At 37.4% G+C, this 21,960-nt stretch carries 23 protein-coding genes; 9 read left to right on the forward strand and 14 right to left on the reverse strand.

The genetic code is table 11. From position 1 onward, the window contains the following. Window positions 1-302: 302 nt before the first annotated feature. The 4 genes from thiM to EXE09_RS11390 form a co-directional block, all read right to left on the reverse strand. Entirely contained in the window at window positions 303-1,169 is an 867-nt protein-coding gene (thiM, locus tag EXE09_RS11375; protein ID WP_130117352.1) for a hydroxyethylthiazole kinase, read from the reverse strand. 9 nt (window positions 1,170-1,178) lie between these two features. Further along, complete coding sequence (locus EXE09_RS11380; RefSeq protein WP_130117353.1) at window positions 1,179-2,333, reverse strand: hypothetical protein; 1,155 nt, start codon at window positions 2,331-2,333, stop codon at window positions 1,179-1,181. Between the two features lie 131 nt (window positions 2,334-2,464). Then, complete coding sequence (locus tag EXE09_RS11385; protein ID WP_087551759.1) at window positions 2,465-2,728, reverse strand: hypothetical protein; 264 nt, start codon at window positions 2,726-2,728, stop codon at window positions 2,465-2,467. A gap of 128 nt (window positions 2,729-2,856) precedes the next feature. Further along, on the reverse strand, window positions 2,857-4,050 hold the full coding sequence (locus EXE09_RS11390) for a hypothetical protein (protein ID WP_130117354.1): 1,194 nt from the start codon (window positions 4,048-4,050) through the stop codon (window positions 2,857-2,859). Between the two features lie 271 nt (window positions 4,051-4,321). Here EXE09_RS11390 and EXE09_RS11395 point away from each other — a divergent pair, with 271 nt between their 5' ends. Continuing rightward, a complete protein-coding gene (locus EXE09_RS11395) occupies window positions 4,322-4,996 on the forward strand; it encodes a DUF2057 domain-containing protein (protein ID WP_130117355.1) in 675 nt (224 codons plus the stop codon). A gap of 116 nt (window positions 4,997-5,112) precedes the next feature. On the opposite strand, the gene EXE09_RS11400 is transcribed toward EXE09_RS11395, so the two are convergent. After that, window positions 5,113-5,799: a hydrolase gene (locus tag EXE09_RS11400; protein WP_087551762.1), complete on the reverse strand. Its 687-nt coding sequence runs from the start codon at window positions 5,797-5,799 to the stop codon at window positions 5,113-5,115. Between the two features lie 307 nt (window positions 5,800-6,106). On the opposite strand from EXE09_RS11400, the gene EXE09_RS11405 reads away from it, so the two are divergent. Both EXE09_RS11405 and EXE09_RS11410 read left to right on the forward strand, forming a co-directional pair. Then, window positions 6,107-6,631 carry a GNAT family N-acetyltransferase gene (locus EXE09_RS11405; RefSeq protein WP_130117356.1) on the forward strand — a complete coding sequence of 175 codons (525 nt, stop codon included), beginning with the start codon at window positions 6,107-6,109 and terminating at the stop codon, window positions 6,629-6,631. A gap of 98 nt (window positions 6,632-6,729) precedes the next feature. Then, the gene (locus tag EXE09_RS11410) at window positions 6,730-7,407 is read left to right on the forward strand and encodes a hypothetical protein (protein ID WP_130117357.1); all 678 of its coding nucleotides are present in this window, start codon (window positions 6,730-6,732) and stop codon (window positions 7,405-7,407) included. Window positions 7,408-7,483: 76 nt separating this feature from the next. On the opposite strand, the gene EXE09_RS11415 is transcribed toward EXE09_RS11410, so the two are convergent. From EXE09_RS11415 to EXE09_RS11450, 8 genes are all read right to left on the reverse strand, one after another. Next, window positions 7,484-7,780: a cyd operon YbgE family protein gene (locus tag EXE09_RS11415; RefSeq protein ID WP_068974584.1), complete on the reverse strand. Its 297-nt coding sequence runs from the start codon at window positions 7,778-7,780 to the stop codon at window positions 7,484-7,486. A 3-nt stretch (window positions 7,781-7,783) separates the two neighbouring features. Beyond that, a complete protein-coding gene (cydX, locus tag EXE09_RS11420) occupies window positions 7,784-7,885 on the reverse strand; it encodes a cytochrome bd-I oxidase subunit CydX (RefSeq protein ID WP_002120988.1) in 102 nt (33 codons plus the stop codon). 32 nt (window positions 7,886-7,917) lie between these two features. After that, window positions 7,918-9,063 carry a cytochrome d ubiquinol oxidase subunit II gene (gene cydB, locus EXE09_RS11425; protein WP_068974585.1) on the reverse strand — a complete coding sequence of 382 codons (1,146 nt, stop codon included), beginning with the start codon at window positions 9,061-9,063 and terminating at the stop codon, window positions 7,918-7,920. After that, window positions 9,060-10,658 carry a cytochrome ubiquinol oxidase subunit I gene (locus EXE09_RS11430; RefSeq protein ID WP_130117358.1) on the reverse strand — a complete coding sequence of 533 codons (1,599 nt, stop codon included), beginning with the start codon at window positions 10,656-10,658 and terminating at the stop codon, window positions 9,060-9,062. The genes cydB and EXE09_RS11430 overlap by 4 nt, the downstream gene beginning before the upstream one ends. Beyond that, window positions 10,658-10,849, reverse strand: coding sequence for a cytochrome oxidase putative small subunit CydP (gene cydP, locus EXE09_RS11435; RefSeq protein WP_068974587.1), 192 nt, complete (start codon window positions 10,847-10,849; stop codon window positions 10,658-10,660). The genes EXE09_RS11430 and cydP overlap by 1 nt, the downstream gene beginning before the upstream one ends. A 492-nt stretch (window positions 10,850-11,341) precedes the next feature. Next, window positions 11,342-11,956 (reverse strand): OB-fold-containig protein, encoded by a 615-nt coding sequence (locus EXE09_RS11440; protein WP_130117419.1) that lies wholly within the window; start codon window positions 11,954-11,956, stop codon window positions 11,342-11,344. 13 nt (window positions 11,957-11,969) lie between these two features. Next, complete coding sequence (locus EXE09_RS11445) at window positions 11,970-12,281, reverse strand: Rieske (2Fe-2S) protein (RefSeq protein ID WP_162994974.1); 312 nt, start codon at window positions 12,279-12,281, stop codon at window positions 11,970-11,972. 18 nt (window positions 12,282-12,299) lie between these two features. Next, entirely contained in the window at window positions 12,300-13,304 is a 1,005-nt protein-coding gene (locus EXE09_RS11450; RefSeq protein ID WP_130117359.1) for an adenosine kinase, read from the reverse strand. 125 nt (window positions 13,305-13,429) lie between these two features. Between EXE09_RS11450 and EXE09_RS11455 the strand changes: the two genes are divergently transcribed. The 6 genes from EXE09_RS11455 to EXE09_RS11480 all read left to right on the forward strand — a co-directional run bounded on the left by EXE09_RS11455 (window position 13,430) and on the right by EXE09_RS11480 (window position 20,005). Beyond that, the gene (locus tag EXE09_RS11455) at window positions 13,430-13,900 is read left to right on the forward strand and encodes a GNAT family N-acetyltransferase (protein WP_087551768.1); all 471 of its coding nucleotides are present in this window, start codon (window positions 13,430-13,432) and stop codon (window positions 13,898-13,900) included. 26 nt (window positions 13,901-13,926) lie between these two features. Beyond that, complete coding sequence (locus EXE09_RS11460) at window positions 13,927-14,394, forward strand: nucleotide triphosphate diphosphatase NUDT15 (RefSeq protein WP_130117360.1); 468 nt, start codon at window positions 13,927-13,929, stop codon at window positions 14,392-14,394. Between the two features lie 142 nt (window positions 14,395-14,536). After that, entirely contained in the window at window positions 14,537-15,310 is a 774-nt protein-coding gene (locus EXE09_RS11465) for a hypothetical protein (RefSeq protein WP_130117361.1), read from the forward strand. A 170-nt stretch (window positions 15,311-15,480) separates the two neighbouring features. After that, window positions 15,481-15,702, forward strand: coding sequence for a hypothetical protein (locus EXE09_RS11470; protein ID WP_068974593.1), 222 nt, complete (start codon window positions 15,481-15,483; stop codon window positions 15,700-15,702). Between the two features lie 180 nt (window positions 15,703-15,882). Next, the gene (locus EXE09_RS11475) at window positions 15,883-18,822 is read left to right on the forward strand and encodes an insulinase family protein (RefSeq protein ID WP_130117362.1); all 2,940 of its coding nucleotides are present in this window, start codon (window positions 15,883-15,885) and stop codon (window positions 18,820-18,822) included. Between the two features lie 34 nt (window positions 18,823-18,856). Further along, window positions 18,857-20,005 carry a phospholipase A gene (locus EXE09_RS11480; protein ID WP_130117363.1) on the forward strand — a complete coding sequence of 383 codons (1,149 nt, stop codon included), beginning with the start codon at window positions 18,857-18,859 and terminating at the stop codon, window positions 20,003-20,005. Window positions 20,006-20,072: 67 nt separating this feature from the next. Here the strand turns inward: EXE09_RS11480 and EXE09_RS11485 are convergent, their stop codons facing one another. Further along, the gene (locus EXE09_RS11485) at window positions 20,073-21,380 is read right to left on the reverse strand and encodes an MFS transporter (RefSeq protein ID WP_130112455.1); all 1,308 of its coding nucleotides are present in this window, start codon (window positions 21,378-21,380) and stop codon (window positions 20,073-20,075) included. Window positions 21,381-21,960: the final 580 nt, after the last annotated feature.

Genomic DNA, 21,960 nt, shown 5'->3' on the forward strand with positions numbered 1-21,960 from the left:
AATTTATTGCTGAACAAAAATGTGCAGAGAAAGGAGGTATTTGTGATATAGATTTTAATATTCTATACGATTCTCAAGATCCAGAGGGTCTAGGCTACCAGATAGAAGAGACGAAAAATCCTTATGAATATTTTGTATGGATCGGCGGGCAAGAGGGGCGAAGGATTATATTTAGTTTTGATCAATTGAGTAAGGATTCAGATAGCTGTCCGAGAATTACCAATATTTCATACTCTCATGGTGATCTTTTAGGAACTATGGCTTTTGATGCTATAGATACTCAAAAGGCCAATCAATAAGAATTAAAGTCCTAAAACTTCAATATCCCCATATTCCCAAATTTTATCCGCATTCAATGTATAAATTTCATCCAAAAAAGCCACATTAAAACTACCAACAGTTTGCGCTTTTTCAAAAGCCAATTTTCCGGCAATCGCAAAATGAATATGTGCTGCAATCGTAGCAATCGTTGGATTCGCAACAGCACAATAAGCTGCGATTAAAGCACCGAGCGCACAACCTGTCGCAGTAACTTTCGGTTGCAGAAAACTACCACCATTGACCTGAATTACGGCATTGAGTTCTTTCGATAAAATAAAGTCAGATTCACCTGAAATAGCCACACATTCACTATGGGCGAGTAGTGGCAAAGCTTGTAAATAAACTTCATTACTCGAAACAGTGCTGTCTACACCTTTAGACTCAACTTGATTGCCTGCTAATGTGCTGATTTCTGAAGCATTGCCACGAATGACAGTCGGATTGAGTAAAATCAACTGATCGACCATTTCACTGCGCCATTTTAAGAATGCGCCGTAACCAACAGGGTCAAGTACCCAAGGCATTTTTTTAGCAGAAACAGTCTGTGCAGAAATTTGCATGGCTTGCATTTGTTCAGATGTTGGCGTACCTAAATTAATACTTAAAGCTGCTGCAATTGAAGCAAAACTTTCCGCTTCAAAAGGATTATCAATCATCGCAGGTGATGCACCTGCTGCAAGTAACACATTTGCAGCATAATTAGCAGCGACACTATTGGTGATGCAATGCACCAAAGGTTGTTGAGTTTGAAGCTCAGTCCAAGCATCAACCACTTTTTGTAAAATTACATCAGTTTGGTTATTGAGCTGATCTGCATCATTGAGCGAAAGCGTTTCAGGATGATTCATAACAGCACCTTACTGAGTAAAATAATGATCTTGGTGTTTACAACTACGACACAACAAGGTTACATAATTTTGCGCATCGTATTCAACGGTTAATTCATTAGAACCACAATACATACAGCGCTTTTGAGAGTAAAAATTCAAACGCGCTTCAATCTTTTTCCAAGACTTCCAAACGGGTTGAAAGAAGATACTTTCATCGTAACCTAAAAAGCGATAAAACAAGATTTCACTCATTTTACTAAATGGAATATTAGGCGGACGTGGGAGCGTAGAGGTTTCCCATTTTTCAGCAACAGCACGTTCACGATATTGCTGAACTGTTTTCTTTAAAATATTGGTATTGATAAAGTTTTCATTACGCACTTGTAAAGCTTTTTTCTGATACAAATATTCAAGTGCTGTTTGAATCAGATAGAAAATTTGCCCTACAGCAAGTGAATCCATCAAACGATAACAAAAGGTTTGGAAATTTTTATTGCCAGAAATTTGAATGCCCCAAGTTCGGCAGTAATACTGTGCAAATTGTACAATTTCCTGATACAGCACCACATACAAAGTATTTTTAACTTCTTCTGAGGTTTTAAATGGTACACCTTGAGTTAAATTTTCATAGAACCAATGACGAAGCTGTGTGGTAATACTAAATAGACTGGGCTCAGAATAACCATCTAAACGCACGTTGATATAATATTGATGCGCATTGTCACTAAATTCTTTCGCCACTAAAACATTGTCTTTGATCAATTGATTAAGCAATTGGCTTTGAAAATAGTAGTTAGGTGTAATCGGGTGGTATTTAATGATTTCCCAATCTATAAATTCTTTATGGTTGGTATTTTCATGAACTTGATTGTCCAAAATACTCAATAAAAATAATTTATGTAGAAAACTGAGTTGATCTAAACCCAATTCAAAATCATCTTTTTTTGCCAGTTTACGCGTTTCTTGTAGACGCGTTTCTTTGATCAGTTTACGGCGTTTATTTTGACAAGTTTCACAGTGGCAATTACGTTGTTGATTGACAAAAACTTGATGCTGACAATGACTGCATTGATGAAAACTTACTTCTTTTTCAAATTCTTCAGCTTCGACAAAATACATGCTCGCCTGACACAAAGGGCAGAAGGTACTTTCATCAAGCTGTTTTTGCAGAATTTGGAGCATAGTCTATTACAAAAATGAGGATATTTAGATTATACACATCTTCATGGGGGCAGGACGATTTAGTGATTTAAATAAAACGAGCGACCATTTTGATCGCTCGTAATTGATTCGGTAAGTATTCGATTTGAAAATTAATAGCTTGCAGGGCAAGGCAACTCATCATCTTCAAAATGGTTCATTTTGGCTTGGAGTAATGCTTTGGCTTTTTTACGGGATGCTTTGTGCTGTCCGAGTACATCAAACTGCTTCAAAATAGCACTCACTTCATCAGCTTCGAGTGGAATACCTTCACAGGTCATAAACATGGCAATGACTTGGTGATCTAATTTTGCATCATGGAGCATCTGCATCGTCTTGATATTTTCACTACGAACAATATGGTCTTTAAAAATCATGTTGCACCTCATTTGTGATTGAGTCTTTTTATTGTGCGTTATACACACACTTAAACAAGCAAGAACTGTGCGCAAAATGTAGTCAGTTTGAAACGAATGTAACGTTGAGCAATCTAGAATGATTTAGATTATCTCGCACCTACGGGTTGGTACAAGCCATCACCTTTACCAATTTGAGATTGGTAGACTGGAATCCATGGTGCGTAGACTATGTTTTGTTTCCATTCATTCAATACGATAAATCCATTACGTGCAATCGCGATACGGTCTTGTAAATTTGCAAGATTGGTTGCACTGACTGGCGCACGTATAATCAGATAAGGTGTGAAGATGAGTTTAAATTTATTCACGCCAATGAAGATATCGCCACGTAAACCTAAATTTTCTAAACTCAGCGTAAGCATAAAATCATTAATTTTGGAAAAATCACGCATCAAAGGTTTATCCCACATCGGTTGTAAGATTTTTTCTTGTTCATGAATACCAAAACTAATCGCAGCATCAGTGGCTAATTTTTTAAACTTAGCGGAATTGACACCTGAACGTAAGGCTTCATCATCGGCAATTTTTTGGAGTTGAAAGGCTTGGCTTAGGTTTGCCCCATATGCACTGAGTTCCTGTGCTAAACGTGTTGAATCATAGTGTTGATGCATAACACTTAATCCACCAATATCTGCCATGACGCTTGATTGCCCTTGAATTAATTCATTATTTGCTTGGCTAATCGTTGCTTGTAAGGTTGGAATACTCATACCAGCAATCACGATATTTTTACCATCTGTCACATTGAGCGGATCAAGTGCATTGGATAATGAATAGGTCAGTGCATAGTTTGAGCGAACATCATTCGCCACAAAAACCCCAAGATTTGCCCAAAAGAATTTCGGATTATTGCGACTGAGGGCATCGTAGTACATCAAAATAAAGGCATTGGTTGCGAGTAAAACTTTTTGCGGTGATTGTTGACCGTAGGTATTGATTGCTAATTGTCTGACTGTAGCAAACTGCTGATGGATCTTGGTACGGATATTTTCATACTGTTGTGGAACAGAACGAATCGTAGGGTCATAAAGCGCAGTTTGATTATTGGCAATATTATATAATTGTTGATAAAGGTTCTTTTCAGCACTGTTCAGATTACGCTGTGCCAAATTAGTCTTTAAGTTGAGGGTAATCTTTGCTAATTGTGCTGCACTGACTTGTGTGACATTACTGCTAGCTGCGTACGATGGTATTGAAATGCTGATTGCTGATATAGATGACACACCAAGCGTACATGCGACTAATAGTGACTTGAGAGTTGAGCTATGTTTTGTTTTCATTGCGATGATGACCTTATATTATTTTCGTTTATTTGAAAGCGCAAACAAATGCTGCGAGCTATTTATAATCAATCAAAAAATGCTTTGTAATGGGTAAAAATAACAAGATGACGAATGACACAGTGATTTTGCAAATAAATGTAAAATGGTTGAGTAAATTCCCTGATTTTTCTGATTCAAATAAAATCTCAACGCATTGTCATAAAACTGTCATCACTACATTGCATAGTGCAATAAATTTTTAATATTTTTGAAATAAGAGTAAAACAACATGGCATTGAAATACGGAATTGCTGCTTTGGGTTTAATGTTAAGTGGTTCAGTTTTTGCAGCAGCGACGATATCTGCGCCAGAAGAAATTGTGGTTTTAGCGGTCAATGATCAGGAAGTAAATTCGGGTCTTTTACGTAAGAAAAATGAATATAAAGTAGATGCAGGACAAGTCGCAGTAAGTGTTCGCTATCAGCAGTATTTTGAACATTTGAGTGGTGAACACGATATTATCAAATCAGGCGTCGTCACAATTACAGCGCCAGATTTGAAAGATGGACAGGCGTATAAACTCGCTCTAGTCAATGTTCCAAAACGCTTTGAAGATGCCAAGAAATATGCTGAACAACCAACGATTGCAATTTACGACAATAATAATCGTTTAGTGGTGCAACAAACTGGGGTGAATACAGAAGCTAAACCTTGGTTAGGATCTGGCGTGTTCGGTAAGGTAATTGACTTAACTTCAAGTAAAAAAACGCCAACAAATCAGCCAGCGGCAGTCTATGCGACACCTTCTGCTGTTGCAGTTTCAGCACCTGTAGTAAGTTCGGTAACCAAAACAAATAATGTTGTGAGCAGTAGCAATTCAGCAGATCAGCAATTGATTCAAATTTGGCAGAAGGCTTCTAAAGCTGAACGTCAAAAGTTTATGTCTTGGCTCGCTGAGCAGTAATTTCTTAATACTAAACTAAGCAAGGCGGTATTTAAGGCACTTGTTAGATAAAAACCGCAATACGATTTATCGTATTGCGGTTTTTTTCATCTATATATTCGCTTTTGCTAAACTATTTATTTTGCTGCAACAGGTGCGATCACTTCGTGTTTTGATGTTGTACGTTCAGGTGCTTTATGAACCATGGTATATGCATAGTCTACGCCCATACCGTATGCGCCAGAATGTTCACGGACAATATCCATCACTTGATCATAAGTATCGCGTTTTGCCCAGTCACGTTGCCATTCAAGTAAAACTTGCTGCCAAGTTACAGGAATAACACCTGCTTGAATCATACGTTGCATCGCATAATCATGTGCTTCTTTGGTTGTACCACCTGACGCATCTGCAACCATGTAGATTTCATAATCTGTATCATGTAGTGCACTTAAAGCAAAAGTTAGGTTACACACTTCAGTCCAAAGACCTGAAACAATAATTTTTTTACGGTTATTCTTCGCCAATGAATCACGGACTTTTTGGTCGTCCCAAGAGTTCATTGAAGTACGCTCTAAGAGTGGTAGATCTGGAAAAACATCTAAGAGTTCAGGATAGGTATGTCCTGAGAAGCTGTCTGTTTCTACCGTCGTAATTGTGGTTGGAATATTAAAAACTTTTGCTGCTTTCGCTAAACCCACAGTATTATTTTTCAATGTTTGACGGTCAATCGACTGCACACCAAACGCCATTTGTGGTTGATGATCAATGAAAATGATCTGTGAGTTTTCAGGTGTTAATACTTCTAAAATAGACTTGTTCATGTTTTACATCCTTAAGTTAGTTCGTTCTGTTTACTAAGATATTGAAAAAATAAATGACAAACAGCATTATTTATAGAACGATATTTTATTAATTTTGAAACACTATTGATGCTTTATGTGAAATAAATTGCATATTCACCAAATATTCATATACATAGTGAAGTGTGGAATAAGCAAGCTAAATATTTTCCTCATATCCTTGAAAACCTAAATTTTTATAAAATCGTGTGGTATGAACGTGTGCTGTTGATTTTATTTGCGGATATATTTATGTTATTCATGGTTAAAATTTAAAAACGAAAATATAATGAATCAAAAACTTGAATTTAGAATCGCGCAAATATCTGATATTCCAAACTTAGTGCTGCTGATTAATTCGGCTTATCGACAAAAAGATGGCAATAGTTGGACAAGTGAAGCAGAGATTGTTTCAGGTGATCGAATTAATTATCAGCAATTGGAACAGTCTTTATTTCAGAAAAATTTTAAGTTATTTGTAGCTGAGTTAGAAGGGAATTTGGTTGCATGTATTGGACTGACTTTTGATCAGGATAATGTTGAAGTGGGGACTTTTTGTATTGCATCTGAATATCAAAATCAGGGAATAGGGAAGCAAGCACTAGATTTTGCTGAAAAATATGTTGTTGATTTAAAATTGCCAAATTTAAATGATTTTGTCATGTGGGTGTTGAGTATACGTCATGAACTGATTGCGTATTATGAGCGCCGTGGTTATGTGCAAACTGGTGTGGTTGATGAATATCCATTGGATGCAGATGTGGGAATTCCACAAGTCGATTTGCATTTGGTGGAGATGAGGAAGGCTTTGTAATATTTGAGCATAATGTTTATTAATATTTTAAGAGAATAATTAAATTGGAAATGCAATTACTACCAGAACGATTGGTGGAGTTTCTTACGGATTCGATAGTGTCTGAACAAATGTGTTTACCAAATAACTATCCAGAAGTGAGTTTGCAAGGATTTTTAAATTTTCAAGATGGTTATCGAATCAATGTAAATACTGGTGAATATTTGACTAGTGGTAATGATGGAGGTTGGGCTAACGATTGTTATGTCTTTGCCCAAAATTATTTTGCTGATCCATTTGTTATTTTTATGAATGAAAGTGAAATAGGTTATCCAGTATATTATGCTCGGCATGGTGTAGGGCGTTGGGACTTTGAAAAAGTTGCTGATTCCTTGCAAAGTTTTAAAAAGGATTTATTAAAATTTCAAACATTGGAAGCTAATCCAGAAAATTTTGCAGTCTACATATCAGATAACAAGGATTTAAATTGTTGGCTTTGGCATGAGTTGCATACAAGTTTAATAGAATCAATTACTGATAAACTGGGTGAAAAGTATTCGGATGAAGAAAATTATGAACCTTGGATCTATGGCAAATTAATGCTGATTGATATTGGTGTGAATAAAATTCAGGTGGTGAGTTTTCTTAAACAGCATTTTAAAATAACAGGTGCGGAAGCACTGAATTTAGCTAAACATTTACCAATTGAATTAAGTCATGGTGTAGAAAAGTTTTTTCAGCCAAATATTCGGTATTTAAAGCGAATAGGGGCTGAGGTGATTTTTATTGAGGATTAGTAAGTTTATTTTTTTAAAGTATATTTCGTATTTAAAATAGAACAAAGCCCTGAATTATCAGGGCTTTGTTTTTAAATCAGGTCAAGAACCATGTGTAGTAGCCCCACAACATGAGTGGCCATGCCACATAAGGGCTAAACAACCATTTCCAAACCCAAAACTTTGGCAGAAATCCTACACCGTGTATAAACCCACCTGAAATGCCGATCATAACCATCATTAGGGCACTATGATTATAGTGACCGTTGGCATCGAGCATAGCGCCAGGGTGAAGCAATAATACACCTGCAAGTGGCAATGCCATCAAAAACGAAATGGCCATTGCAAATTTATAAGGCTTCTTTTCTTCTGTTGTCATTGCGATTTCTGTCATTTTTTATTCCTCATCCAAATCTTGATGATGTTCGATGTAAAGTGCACTTAAAACACCTGCAAAACATGCCATCAAAATCCCAAGAATCCAAGCGAAATACCACATAGCTTATTCTCCAATATTCCTATGACACAGCCTTAGTATAGGCTGTGTGAGTTGTCTTGTACGTGTTTATTAGTGATAACGCCCCACATTTTGTAGTAACACCAAGTGGTGTAGCACAAGATCAGTGGAACGAAGATGCATGCAGCAACAGTCATTACAGAAAGTGTTTTTTGACTAGATACAGCATCCCACATAGTCAGGCTTGCAACAGGGTTGAGGCTTGAAGGCATAAGGAATGGGAACAGTGCAAAACCTGCAGTCAGAATCGCACCAGTCACCATCAATGTAGTTCCTGTAAATGCAATACCAGCTTTTGCTTTACCTGCACCAGCAATTACGATCAACGCACCGAGAATAGCAACAATTGGAGCAAGCATTGTAATTGGATAAGCAGAATAGTTATTCATCCAACCATGGTTACCCGTAGTTAACACTTCTTTTGCCAATGGATTCGCAGCAGCATTGGTATCAAACGGTTGTACCAATGTATAACCTTCAATACCACCGAAGTATAACCATGCACCAGCGCCAAGGAAGCAGACAAGGAATACGATACCCATGATTTGTGTTGCTTTCGCAGAGCGAGCGCGTAAGTCACCATCTGTACGTAACATTAACCATGCACCGCCGTGTGCACAAAGCATAGATAAACTCACGATACCGCAGACTAGAGCAAAAGGATTCAATAGGGCAAAGAAGCTACCAGTGTAATGTGAACGGACAGTCTCATCTAAAGTAAATGGTACACCTAGGAACATATTACCGAATGCAACACCAAATACCAGTGCAGGAACTGCACCACCTACACATAGACCCCAATCCCAAGAATTACGCCATTTGGTATTCTCAAGTTTAGAACGGTAGTCAAAGCCTACAGGTCTGAGGAACAGGGCAAACAAGACCAGTAATAGTGCCCAGTACATCCCTGAGAATGCTGTTGCATACACCATTGGCCAAGCAGCAAATAACGCACCACCTGCTGTAATGAACCAAACTTGGTTGCCGTCCCAGTGTGGGGCAATCGTATTGATTGCCGCACGACGTTCGTCATCTGTTTTACCTACAAATGGCATGATCGCCATAGAGCCCATATCGAAGCCATCTGTGAGGGCAAAGCCGATCAGTAAGACACCAACGAGAACCCACCAGATAATTTTGAGCAGTTCATATTCGATCATGATTGAGCTCCTTCAACTTGAGAATTTTGTGCATTTTGAGCTGCTTCAAGTTTCTCGAAGTGATATTTACCAGTATGTAAAGAACTTGGACCAAGACGTGAGAATTTGATCATTAAGTACATTTCGATAATTAACAACACTGTATAGAACGCCGCCAATGCAATGATAGAACCCCATACATCACCAGTGCTTAAGCTAGAAGCAGATAGGTGAGTTGGTAATACTTCACCGATCGTCCACGGTTGACGACCACCTTCAGCCACATACCAACCAGTTTGCGCAGCAATCCAAGGAAGCGGTAAAGCGAATAGTGCAAATTTCAGTAACCAAGGTTTTGATTCTGCATTGCGTTTAGCTACTGCATAAGTTGCAAGGATGAAGAGAAGTAACATCAAGAAGCCAGAAGCAACCATCGCACGGAATGACCAGAATAGGCTCGCTACGTGAGGAATCGTATCTTTAGTCGCTGCTTTGATGTGTTCTTCAGATGCATCAGTTACATTTTCAGTATATTTTTTAAGAAGTAAGCCATAACCTAAATCTTTTTGGTTTTCTTTGAAAGAAGCCATAAGTTCAGGAGAGCGATCACCAGCACGTAATTTTTCAAGTTCACTATAAGCCACCATACCATTACGAATACGGATCTCATGTTGAGCCATTAAATCTTTAAGACCAGTCACTTCTTTATCTGTTGAACGTGTTGCAATCAGACCCATGGCATACGGGATTTTGATTGCATAATCAGTACGCTGTTCTTCTTGGTTTGGAATACCAAATACTGTGAATGGTGCAGGCGCAGGGTGAGTTTCCCACTCTGATTCGATTGCAGCCAATTTAGTTTTTTGCACATCACCAAGTTCATAACCTGATTCATCACCCAGTAAGATTACAGATAATGTAGAGGCTAAACCGAAGATTGCAGCAATTGCGAATGAACGACGTGCAAATGGTAAGTCACGTTTTTTCAGCATGTAGTAACTAGAAATAGCCAATACGAAGATTGCACCAGTCACATAACCCGCTGAAACAGTGTGAACGAATTTAACCTGGGCAACTGGGTTGAAAATCAACGCACCGAAGTCAACCAACTCCATACGCATCGTTTCATAGTTGAACTCAGCACCGACAGGGTTTTGCATCCAACCATTGGCAACCAAAATCCACAAAGCGGACATGTTCGAGCCAAGTGCTACGAGCCAAGTGACACCTAAGTGTTGAACTTTAGAAAGGCGATCCCAGCCAAAGAAGAATAAACCAATAAAAGTAGATTCAAGGAAGAAAGCCATTAATCCTTCAATGGCAAGTGGCGCACCGAAAATATCACCGACATAGTGAGAGTAGTACGCCCAGTTTGTACCAAACTGGAATTCCATGGTTAAACCAGTGGTTACACCTAAGGCAAAGTTAATACCAAACAACTTGCCCCAGAACTTGGTCATGTCTTTATAAATTTCTTTACCAGAAATCACATAAGTGGTTTCCATAATGGCAAGAAGAAAAGCCATACCGAGAGTAAGAGGTACAAATATAAAGTGATACATCGCGGTCATTGCAAATTGGAACCGCGAAAGATCGACCACGCTTTCAGAAATCATCAACGTGTCTCCTTGATTTGGGAAGGACTGCCGGCAATACGCTCAGCAACTTGGTTATCAAAATCTTTGGGAATCGTCGGCGCATCAAACCAGATATGTTTGATTGTCATTAAAAGAACAATCTTAATTATTAAAATGACTGCTATTTCTCTAACAAGACGACGATTTAAATCGAGGGATTTTAAGCTCATGATTTAAGCCTATTATTTAATTACTTCTATATTATTAAACAAATCACAGCAAAAAATAAATAGATAAAACAATTAAAATAAAAATATATTATTAAGTTCAATAAAAACAATTATTTATATTGGTTGTTTGTTAAAAAATATACTAAAAATTTATCATTATAAAGTTGATTAAAATAGTTGGAATTAATAAAAATAAAACCAACTAAAATAGTATTGTTTAGTTTTTTTAAACCAACTAAATTGGTTTGAATTAATTTTTAAGTTGTTAAGTGTGATTTGTTTTGCAAAATAAACCAAGTTAAATAGTTGGTTTAATATAGGCTTTATTCATACTAAATATAATAGAAGTTAAATTTATAATTGCTGTGGTTTATTGATGAGAAATGCAGATAAGAAACTTTTAAAAGTTGATTGATTATAAATAGCCTAAGCAAAATAAGCCTATGATATTTTTAAAATTTAGGAACTTGCTGTGATGCAAGATAAACAGGTTTAGAATTGATCAGCACTAAATAAATCATTGCAAATCGAGATTTTTTTTGCGATATAGTGTGATTTTCGAAATCGAATTAAAATAATTTGAGATTGGAATTCTAGTTCGCCAAACTCAGGTTCAACCTGAACATAGTGTAATTGTCCAAACTCATCACGGACACGCGCTTGAGCAGAAAATCCAGGGCGTGCGTTACCACTAGAAACGGTTGCTAAACGTCCAAGTAAATTAACTTTATTTTCAGTGATTTTGGGTTTGATGACTTGATCCAAACAATGGATCATAAACACAGTAAAAAAGATGCCAATAATAAAAGCGGGGAGGACGACATAGTACCAGGGGGCAAACATTTGTTTGCTCGCAAAGATAGTCAGCTGTAAAAAATAACCTGCAAAACTAAAATTAAGCAATAAAAAAACAAAGATGAGGACTTTGGAAAATTTTACTTGTAATAGAGGGGAGTTGATCAACCATTCTGGGGAGATTCGTTTTAAAAATGAACTTGGTCGTAAACCAATGTAGTTACCGAAAGTTTCTGTCATGCTGAGCAAAATCAATGCCAGTACGCTGAAATGAAATGGCATCAAATCAGCTTCCAAGAAAAAATTCAGCATGGCAGTTTGCATATTATTCGTCCTCGATGTAAATACCACCATCAGAATGAACGGTAATGTTTACTTTTTCGAGTTTGTCGCCTAAGCATGGCCCAGAAATGCATTCACCCGTTTCAACATCAAACAATGCACCGTGTGTTGAGCATTGAATATATTCGCCATCTTGATCTAGAAACTGATTTTCCAAAAACTCAAGTTCAGTTTGCAAGTGCGGGCAGACATTTTGATAGGCATAGAATGCACCATCACGTTGAGTGATGAAAATCGTATCACCTGTCATGGTATCGAAGGCACGTGCTTTACGTTCTTCGATTTCTTCTGTCATTGCAATTTTTTCAGACATTTATGCACATTCCTTTTTGAAAGTTTCGAGTAGATTGGCATAATCGGCGACATCTAAACGAGGACCAAATTGAGAAACGACTTCACTTGAAATAAGAATAGCAAGTTGGGCAGCAGTTTGTAAATTTTCACCATTATTCAAGGCATATAAGAAAGCGCCTGCAAAAGCATCGCCCGCACCGTTGGCATCGACAGCAACGACTTTGCGACCTTGAACATGGAAATGGTTGTTTTGATTAGAAACTAAAGCACCTTTTTCACTCAGAGTAATGACAACTTCATTGCTCAGTTGTTTTAATTTTTCCAATGCAGCTTCTACAGAATCAGTTTCTGTATACATCATGGCTTCTTGTTCATTACAGAAAATTAGATCTACGCCATCATCCAGTAATTCATTTAAACCCTGACGTGCATATTGCACCATGGCAGGATCAGATAAAGTTAATGCGATTTTCACATTGTGTTCACGTGCGATTTGACGTGCTTGTTTTACTGCTAAACGTGCTGAATCACTTGTAGACAAATAACCTTCGATATACAGCCATTTTGCAGTTTTAAGTGGTTCAAAATCCATTTGCACATCAGACAACTCAGCTGTAATACCGAGATAGGTATGCATGGTGCGTTCTGAGTCTTCACTGACAAGAACCATACAGGTACCAGTCACACCTTCACTGATTGATTTTGCAGAGGTTTGAATGCCAGCTTCATTTAAACCGTCTAGATAGATTTTACCTAAATCATCATTACCAACACGGCATGCATAGAAAGCTGAAGCACCGAGTGCGCCAAATGCAACTGCCGTATTGGCTGCTGAACCACCAGAAGCCTGACCTTTATAATTTTGGCTTGCTTGTAAATTGTTATAAAGTTTTACTTGTGTTTCACCATCAGTCAGTTGCATAGTGCCTTTTTGCAAATTTTGTTCAGCTAAAAAGTCATCTGATACTTTAAATTCTTGGTCAATTAGTGCATTACCAATTGCAAAAAGGTCAACTGTCGCCATGTTTGTATTCACATCAATGTTAAAAACACAAAGTTTACACGAATGCTCTGCTTTACAGTAGTTTGTTGAAAAAAATTCAATTACATTTGTTGTAGAACAATTTTGGGGAAAATAGATTAGGTATTATGGAAATTTTAATTCAACAAGCAGAACAGTTACCTGAGAATATTCAAGATTTAGTGGTTGCCTCAAAAAAAGAAGGTTTTGAAATGATTCAGCGTTTAGTTGATGAATATGAACAGGGCACGAATCGTTTTGACCGTAAGGGTGAATTTCTATTGACTGCTTATGTCGGCAATAAACTAGTCGGTTGTGGCGGTTTAAATATTCAATTTAGTGAAGATGCTGAAACCAATCAAAACCCAAGTACGCAACGTAAGATTGGACGTGTACGTCGTTTTTATGTTTTACCTGAATATCGCCGTGAAGGAGTGGCAAAGCGTTTATTACAAGAGTTAGAGAAAAGAGCCAAGCCACAATTTTCAGCTTTGTGTCTACATACAGACATTAATCACGCTGTTCAGTTTTATACCAAACAGAATTACGTATTTGTAGAGCATCACCCAAGTTATAACTATTTTAAATACTTGGTTTAGTGTCGTAACGCAGAGGGTTTTCTTAGATGTCTGAATTGAAAATATCTACGCCAATTGTGGGCGTAGGTGTGATGGTGATTGATTGTGAAAATCGCGTGCTACTTGGCCATCGTATTAAAACAGGTGAAACGCCATCATGGTGTTTCGCAGGTGGAAAAATTGAAGCACATGAAAGTTTAGAGGAATCAGCTTCAAGAGAGTTATTTGAAGAAACCAATTTAAAGATTGATCACTCACAGTTAAAGCCCTTTGTCGTGATGTTAAATCATGAGAATCCTCGAGTGAATATGACAACTGGGCTGTTTGTTCAATTAACTTCGGATGATATAAAACAGCATTTAAAAGTCACAGAACCGCATATTTTTGAATCTTGGAAGTGGTTTAGTTTAGATGAGCTGCCAGTGAATTTATTTGCTGAAACGGAAGTCATGCTTCAGTTTTGGAAGAAGCAAAATATAAATTCTAATTTTTCAGTTTATCCAATTACCTTGTAAAATAGCCTGAGTAGCTCTTATTTTGATGAGGTTTCAATGCGCATTCTTTTTCTAAAATATTTGTGAATGTGGTCACGTTTTAATTTTACTTTAAGTCTGATTGCTAAATATAGCTTCATTGTAGTAAATGCTGATTTAACTGATGAAGCAAAATGATTTAAATGAATTGATGTCTAAAGTACCTCAAGTAACTTTGTTGTTTTGGATCACTAAAATATTTGCCACGACATTTGGTGAAACAGCGGGTGATGCTGTGTCAATGTCACTGAATTTGGGATATTTACTCAGTACCTTTATTTTCGCCTTTGTGTTTATTGCTTTTGTCTTTTTTCAGATTCGTGCAAAAACATATCGTCCGTATTTGTATTGGTTCACGATTATTGCCAGTACCACAGTGGGGACAACACTGGCTGATTTTGTCGATCGTTCTTTGGGCATAGGTTATCTAGGAGGCAGTACTTTATTACTGAGTCTTGTACTCTTATCGCTTTATAGTTGGTATAAAGTTGAGGGTTCTATTTCTCCACATATACAGCAACCTCGTGCAGAGCTTTTTTATTGGATCACCATTACATTCTCACAAACACTTGGTACAGCATTGGGAGATTGGTCATCGGATACAGCAGGGTTGGGCTATACAGGCGGTATTATGCTGTATATCGTCTTGCTGGCAATCGTAGTGGTATTGTATTTCTACAGTAAAGTGTCGAAAACATTATTATTCTGGGCTGCATTTGTATTGACGCGTCCTTTGGGTGCGGTGGTGGGCGATTTCTTGGACAAACCGATTGATCATGGTGGTTTAGCATTGAGTCTATTTGCTGCTTCAGCCGTTTTGATGGTCGCAATTTTGCTCTGTATTTTTATTGCCAATCGAATGAATGAGCAAAAACGTTTAGAAAGTAAGATGAGTTAAATTTTAACATGCTGTAAGAACCTCGTTTGATAGTGATGGTCACTAATTTTGACCATCACTTTTTTTATTGCCAAATTTTTGTTGAGCAGTTATTCAAGTTACAAAATTGAGTTTTATCATTGCCATGAGCATGCTAAAGATGAACTTTTCATAAATAAAAGAATCTACACATGACAAATCAGGATGAAATTTTAGCGCGTTTGAGTGAAGACGAATTATTTGAAGTTGCTGAATATGGTATTCAAGCTCGGATTGAGCTGCGACTAGGAGGCAAAGTGAATGATGATCCACAGTTTTTGTATGATGCCTTGGATGCCATCGAAGACATGGATGTCGAACAGTTAAAAGCATGTATTCGTGAACATACAGCAAAATTTGATCAAGAAAAGTAATCGTCTTGATTATGAATAAGCTTGATTCGACTCAAACACATAAATTTGAATAATTTTTCTACATTATCAATCGTTAAATCCAACTGTTTAGATCTGAATTAATGATAGGAATAAATCGCATTTATCTGAGTTTGCGTTATACTTGAGGATAGTTATAAATATTGAATATTTGGAGATCGCATGACTGTAGATGTCACTGAAACCTTAGCCCAAACTGTACATCCTGCGTTTCAGCTGGTACGTCAACACCATGTAGAAGCTTTAGACATTTTAGTGTCTGAATATAAACATAAAGTGACTGGTGCAATGCACTACCATTTAGCAACTGATCATGACGAAAATGTCTTTTTAGTTGCATTCCGTACTCAGCCGATGGATTCCAAAGGTGAGGCACATATTCTTGAACATACAGCACTATGTGGTTCAGAAAAATTCCCAGTCCGTGACCCATTCTTTCTGATGATTCGTCGTTCATTAAATACATTTATGAATGCGTTTACTGCGGCAGATTGGACGGCTTATCCATTTGCGACACAAAACAAAAAAGACTTCCAGAACTTACTTGAAGTGTATATGGATGCAGCTTTTGCAGCCAATTTGAATCCTTTGGATTTTGCCCAAGAAGGTATTCGTATTGAGCTTGAAAATGGTGAGCCTGTCTATAAAGGTGTGGTTTTCAATGAAATGAAAGGGGCGATGAGTTCTCCTTCAGATCAGCTTTATCATCAATTGGCGCATCATTTATTCCCGAAAACCACCTACCACTACAATTCAGGTGGTGATCCTAAAGATATTCCAGATTTAACTTACGATGAGTTAGTGGCTTTCTATAAATCACATTACCATCCAAGTAATGCAATTTTCATGACTTTTGGTGATGAGCCTGCATATAAATTGCAAGAACAGTTTGAAAAATTAGCACTGTCTAAGTTTGGCAAAGGTGAAACCATTTATTCCAAAGAAGAGCAACGTTTAACAGCACCAATCGAAGTTGAAGAAACTTATGCTGTCGATGCTGAAGATTTAAAGGATAAAACTTACCATATTATTTCTTGGTTATTGCCAAAAACCAGTGATGTGAAGTTACGTTTAGGGATGCGTTTGGTTGAAGGTATTCTGTTAGAAAACTCAGCTTCTCCATTACGTCATTATTTAGAAACATGTGGTTATGCGCAGTCTACAGGTCCAATCATGGGCGTAGATGATTCGAACTATGAAATGACGTTCTATTGTGGTGTGCAAGGTTCAAACCCTGAACATGCAGAAACGTTTAAAAATGGTGTGTTGAATATTTTGCAAGATGTGGCGTCTAAACCTGTAGACCAAGACATGGTTGATGCGATTTTACATCAAATCGAATTACATCAACGTGAGATTGGCGGTGATGGTACACCTTATGGTTTGACTTTGATTTTGAATGGTTTAGGTAGCGCAATTCATCACAATGACCCAATTGAAACTTGGGATGTCGATACTGTGATTGCCAATGTTAAAGAAGAACTCAAAGATCCGATGTGGTTGTCGAATTTAATCCAAACCCATTTATTGGATAATCCACACCGTGTACAAATGACTTTAGTTCCAGATGCAACTAAATCTGTAAAAGAAGCGGAAGATGAAAAAGCACGTTTAGCCAAAATCGGTGCATCATTAACTGACGCAGATAAAGCTGAAATTAATGCACAAACTGAAGCCTTAAAAATTCGTCAAGAAACCCCAGATGATTTGAACTTATTGCCAAAAGTTGGCTTGGAAGATATTCCTGCTGAACTTGCAATTGTGCAAGGGCAACTGCGTGAAGTGATTTCTAATGGTATTGATATGCCATTGAACTTATATCATGCAGGAACCAATGGAATTTACTATCAACAAGTTTTGATTCAAATTCCACAGCAAATTGTTCAATCTCCATACTTCAATTTATTATCAATCTTGATGGGGGAAGTGGGTGCAGATGAATACGACTATTTAGCATTCCAACAACTGCAAACTGCGGTGAGTGGTGGCTTGGGCATGGGTGCATCACTGCGCTCTAAAACTGATGATAAAGGTCAAATCAGTGCGTGGTTAACATTAACCACTAAATCACTGACTAATAAATTCGATGCGATTCAATTGCTTAAATTGGCTTTTGAGAAATTACGTTTCGATGAAAAAGACCGTATCATTGAGTTATTGCAACAACGTAAAACGCGTTGGGCTTCACGTTTATCAGGTTCTGGTCATAGCTATGCAATGCAAATTGCTTCTCGTAATATGAGTGCATTGGCGAAACGCGATTATGACAATACAGGTTTAGGTGCGCTGAATTGGTTAGGTGATTTAGTCAATAAAATCGAGAAAGATGAAGCTGCTTATGATGCCTTGATTGATGAATTAAAAGCGATTCATCGTGGCTTGATGCTTGCACCGAAACAATTTTTATTGGTCTGTGAAGAGCATCATTCTGAACGTTTAGTTGAAGAAATACAAAACGTTTGGGATAAATTAGCAGTTGATCAATCTCCCGTTTATTTAACAGAAGTTGAACCTGAGAGCGGTAACCTAGATCAAGCATGGTTGATCCAAGCCAATGTACAATTCTGTGCCTCAGCATACCAAGCTGTGGATGTTGCTCATCCTGATGCTGCACCGTTGATGGTGTTGGCAGGCTATTTACGTAATGGTTTCTTACATAGCGCGATTCGTGAAAAAGGTGGTGCATACGGTGGTGGCGCAAGCTACGATGGTAATGCTTGTTCATTCCGTTTCTATAGTTACCGTGATCCACGTTTAGCTGAAACTTTTGCTGACTTTGAAGCCAGTCTGGATTGGTTGTTGAATAAAGAACAACAAGCTTATCAACTTGAAGAAGCAATTTTAGGTTTGGTTTCAAGTATGGATAAACCTGGTTCGCCAGCGGGTGAGGCGATTACGGCTTGTTATTCATTGCTTCATGGACGGACACCTGCGTTTAGAAAGCAATTACGTGAGCGCTTACTTAGCGTTACACTCGATGACCTTAAACGTGTGACACAAACCTATTTGCTTGAACAGAAACCTGTAAGAGCTGTGGTTGCTCCAGTAGCGAAAAAAGAAACTTTGGAACAATTAGGGTTTGAAATAAAAAAAGTGAATTAAGTCAATTCTCAATAATTTCGTTTCGGAGAAATTTATGACGTTCAAAAATTTTGAACGTACACCATTAAATCTGAGCATCTCGATGATGCTCAGTTTTGGTTTAGTGGGTACAGCTCAAGCTGAAGATAGCAATCAAGTTGCACCTGCAAGTACGCAAGCATGTGTTGCTCTAGAGTCGAGTTCGGATCGTTTAGCATGTTATGACAAGCTATTTAAAACAACGACGGCACCTACACCTGTACTTGTATCAGAACAACGTGCAGCACAAGATATAGAAGTCGCTAAAGTTGAACCGACGACATTAAAAGAAAAAATTAGCCAAAAAGCAGAAATTCTTTTCGCAGTACACGGTGATAAAATTAATCCAAATAGTTCCTTATTGGATCGACGTTGGGAATTGGCGCAAGACAGTAAATTGGGTACATGGAATATTCGTGCACATCAACCTGTTTATTTGCTTCCTGCATTTTGGACGAGTGAAAAGAATGAATTACCACATAGTCCAAATCCAGACAATACAGAGACAGAACAGCAAAATTTAAAGTCGATGGAAGCAAAATTCCAAATATCTTTGAAAACTAAGGCTGCTGAGAATCTGTTTGGAAGTAATGGTGATGTATGGTTAGGCTATACACAGTCTTCTCGTTGGCAGGTATACAATAGTGAGGAATCAAGACCATTTCGTGAAACCAACTATGAGCCTGAAGCCAGTTTAATGTTCCATACCAATTATAATGTATTGGGTTTAAACGGGCGTTTATTGGGTTTAACTTTGAATCACCAATCCAATGGTCGTTCAGATCCATTATCACGTAGTTGGAACCGTGTGATTTTTAATCTAGGTTTTGAAACAGATAATTTTGCTTTGATGCTACGCCCTTGGTATCGCATTGAAGAAGATTTTAAAGACGATAATAACCCCGATATTAAAAACTATATCGGACGTGGTGATTTAACTGCATTTTATCGTTGGAAAGAAAATGAATTTTCTTTAATGCTACGTCATTCTTTAAAAGGTGGTGACGATTCGCATGGTGCGGCTCAGTTTGATTGGGCATTTCCAATTAAAGGCAACTTACGTGGTCATTTCCAATTGTTTGATGGTTATGGTGAAAGCTTGATTGATTATAATCACCGTGCGACCTATGTGGGGCTCGGTGTATCGTTAATGAATTGGTATTAATTGATTTTACCGACAATAAAAAAGCTCCTAGAAAGGAGCTTTTTTATTGATTCTAAATAATTTTTAACTAAGCAGCTGCTTTATCGTGATTAATAAATGCTAAACCAATAGCACCAATGATACCTGCTGCCGCAATAACCATAAAGTTTTGTTCTAAAGGTAAATTAAGTGCAACGATATAGCCGATGATCAGTGGTGCCATGATTGCACCTAAGCGACCAATACCACCCGCCATGCCAATGCCTGTTGAACGGATATTGCTTGGATAGAATTGTCCACAATAGGCATAAGCGACAATTTGAGCACCCGTAGAACATGCACCTACAGCCGCAATAATAAAGTACAGAGCAGTTTGAGAATTATCAAAGGTCATCATGTATAAGAACACGCCACCTAAGAAGTACATTGTGACCAATACCCATTTGATATGGAAGCGATCCGCCAACCAACCACCAACCGCACAACCTATCACAGCGCCAACATTCAGTGCTATGACGAAGCTCAGTGCGGAACCTAAACTATAACCAGATAAAGCCATGAGTTTGGTCAGCCAAGTACTGAGCGAATAAATCATAAATAAACCAGTGAAGAAGGCAACCCAAAACATTACTGAACTCAGTAAACGACCATCACTAAACAGTTGCGCAACTGGAACAGATTCAACTTTCACTGCCTCTGGGAATTTAAGCGTCGTAGAATTGTTGATGACTAAACTCGGCTCAATTTTTTGAATAATCTCATTGAGTTGAGCCATATCTTTTTTCTTCTCTAAATACGTCATGGACTCAGGAAGAAATTTTAAAATGAAGGGGATAATAAATACTGGAACACCCGCGGCAAAAAATACAATTTGCCAACCATATTCGACAATAAATTGCTTACCCAATGCTGCCGCTAAAATACCACCAACCGCATAGCCAGAGAACATCATCGTAGTCATTAAGCTACGGATTTTCTTAGGCGCATATTCTGTCATGTGCGCGACAATATTTGGCATCACCCCACCGATTCCTAGACCTGCAATAAAGCGCAATACGCTAAAGCTGACTGGATCTTTGCACAAACCTGCTGCAGCAGTGAAAACACTGAATAAGAATACACAGATTGAAATCGTCCAACGACGACCAATTTTTTCCGATAATCCACCAAAGAAAATCGCACCAAACATCATACCAAACAGCGCAGAGCTTGCCATAAAGCCTGCAGTAGATGCAGTAACGTTCATTTGTTCCATGATGGAAGGAATTGCAGCCCCAGCCACAGCAATGTCATAACCATCAATGACGATAATTAAAAAACACCAAAATAAAACTTTGAGATGAAATTTATTGAGCTTGGCTTCATCAACCGTTTTCTGTACATCAATGTACTGCATAAGTACTCCATACTTATTAATTATGTCAAACCATTGGTATAAATTTATAACGCTATTGACACTTTTTAGAGAATAACTTCATGTCATTCGATATTTTTGTCATCGTGGATTGCGTGTAAAATGTACTCTACGAATATATAAAAAAATAAAATAATGTCAATATATTGATATATATTTTAAATATATAAGTATAAAAACTATAAATATCATTAATTTGTGTTTTTAAAAAAGAATTAAAAATTAAACAATTCGACTAAGGTATGAATTTTTCATTTGGTTGTTATTGTCGATTTTAAAAAACACTTAAAAGCTAAATTTAGCTTGGGTGAGTAAAAGTTTTTAAATTTAATGTAAATATATTGTCATTAATATGATTGTTTTGGTTTCATGTTTTTTGCTTAAATATCGAATGAAGAGATTCTTTATTGTGCTTTTTAAATATATCTGAATATTTATGTGGCTGATTTTCATACTGGATTGTGGATGTCATAAACATCTGAATTGATAGAAATTTGTGTTTAAAGCAGGGTAAAGGTGTTTTTCAGTCTATAAATATGTTAAAAACATTAAGCTTTTGGAT

Source organism: Acinetobacter sp. WCHAc060025 (assembly GCF_004209355.1).
In the GTDB taxonomy this organism is placed as follows: domain Bacteria; phylum Pseudomonadota; class Gammaproteobacteria; order Pseudomonadales; family Moraxellaceae; genus Acinetobacter; species Acinetobacter wuhouensis.

Excerpts from the sequence above, each read along its gene's own strand:
- thiM (WP_130117352.1), bottom strand. The coding sequence starts at position 1,169 with ATGAATCATCCTGAAACGCTTTCGCTCAATGATGCAGATCAGCTCAAT.
- EXE09_RS11380 (WP_130117353.1), bottom strand. The coding sequence starts at position 2,333 with ATGCTCCAAATTCTGCAAAAACAGCTTGATGAAAGTACCTTCTGCCCT.
- EXE09_RS11385 (WP_087551759.1), bottom strand. The coding sequence starts at position 2,728 with ATGATTTTTAAAGACCATATTGTTCGTAGTGAAAATATCAAGACGATG.
- EXE09_RS11390 (WP_130117354.1), bottom strand. The coding sequence starts at position 4,050 with ATGAAAACAAAACATAGCTCAACTCTCAAGTCACTATTAGTCGCATGT.
- EXE09_RS11395 (WP_130117355.1), top strand. The coding sequence starts at position 4,322 with ATGGCATTGAAATACGGAATTGCTGCTTTGGGTTTAATGTTAAGTGGT.
- EXE09_RS11400 (WP_087551762.1), bottom strand. The coding sequence starts at position 5,799 with ATGAACAAGTCTATTTTAGAAGTATTAACACCTGAAAACTCACAGATC.
- EXE09_RS11405 (WP_130117356.1), top strand. The coding sequence starts at position 6,107 with ATGAATCAAAAACTTGAATTTAGAATCGCGCAAATATCTGATATTCCA.
- EXE09_RS11415 (WP_068974584.1), bottom strand. The coding sequence starts at position 7,780 with ATGACAGAAATCGCAATGACAACAGAAGAAAAGAAGCCTTATAAATTT.
- cydX (WP_002120988.1), bottom strand. The coding sequence starts at position 7,885 with ATGTGGTATTTCGCTTGGATTCTTGGGATTTTGATGGCATGTTTTGCA.
- cydB (WP_068974585.1), bottom strand. The coding sequence starts at position 9,063 with ATGATCGAATATGAACTGCTCAAAATTATCTGGTGGGTTCTCGTTGGT.
- EXE09_RS11430 (WP_130117358.1), bottom strand. The coding sequence starts at position 10,658 with ATGATTTCTGAAAGCGTGGTCGATCTTTCGCGGTTCCAATTTGCAATG.
- cydP (WP_068974587.1), bottom strand. The coding sequence starts at position 10,849 with ATGAGCTTAAAATCCCTCGATTTAAATCGTCGTCTTGTTAGAGAAATA.
- EXE09_RS11440 (WP_130117419.1), bottom strand. The coding sequence starts at position 11,956 with ATGCTGAATTTTTTCTTGGAAGCTGATTTGATGCCATTTCATTTCAGC.
- EXE09_RS11445 (WP_162994974.1), bottom strand. The coding sequence starts at position 12,281 with ATGACAGAAGAAATCGAAGAACGTAAAGCACGTGCCTTCGATACCATG.
- EXE09_RS11450 (WP_130117359.1), bottom strand. The coding sequence starts at position 13,304 with ATGGCGACAGTTGACCTTTTTGCAATTGGTAATGCACTAATTGACCAA.
- EXE09_RS11455 (WP_087551768.1), top strand. The coding sequence starts at position 13,430 with ATGGAAATTTTAATTCAACAAGCAGAACAGTTACCTGAGAATATTCAA.
- EXE09_RS11460 (WP_130117360.1), top strand. The coding sequence starts at position 13,927 with ATGTCTGAATTGAAAATATCTACGCCAATTGTGGGCGTAGGTGTGATG.
- EXE09_RS11465 (WP_130117361.1), top strand. The coding sequence starts at position 14,537 with ATGAAGCAAAATGATTTAAATGAATTGATGTCTAAAGTACCTCAAGTA.
- EXE09_RS11470 (WP_068974593.1), top strand. The coding sequence starts at position 15,481 with ATGACAAATCAGGATGAAATTTTAGCGCGTTTGAGTGAAGACGAATTA.
- EXE09_RS11475 (WP_130117362.1), top strand. The coding sequence starts at position 15,883 with ATGACTGTAGATGTCACTGAAACCTTAGCCCAAACTGTACATCCTGCG.
- EXE09_RS11480 (WP_130117363.1), top strand. The coding sequence starts at position 18,857 with ATGACGTTCAAAAATTTTGAACGTACACCATTAAATCTGAGCATCTCG.
- EXE09_RS11485 (WP_130112455.1), bottom strand. The coding sequence starts at position 21,380 with ATGCAGTACATTGATGTACAGAAAACGGTTGATGAAGCCAAGCTCAAT.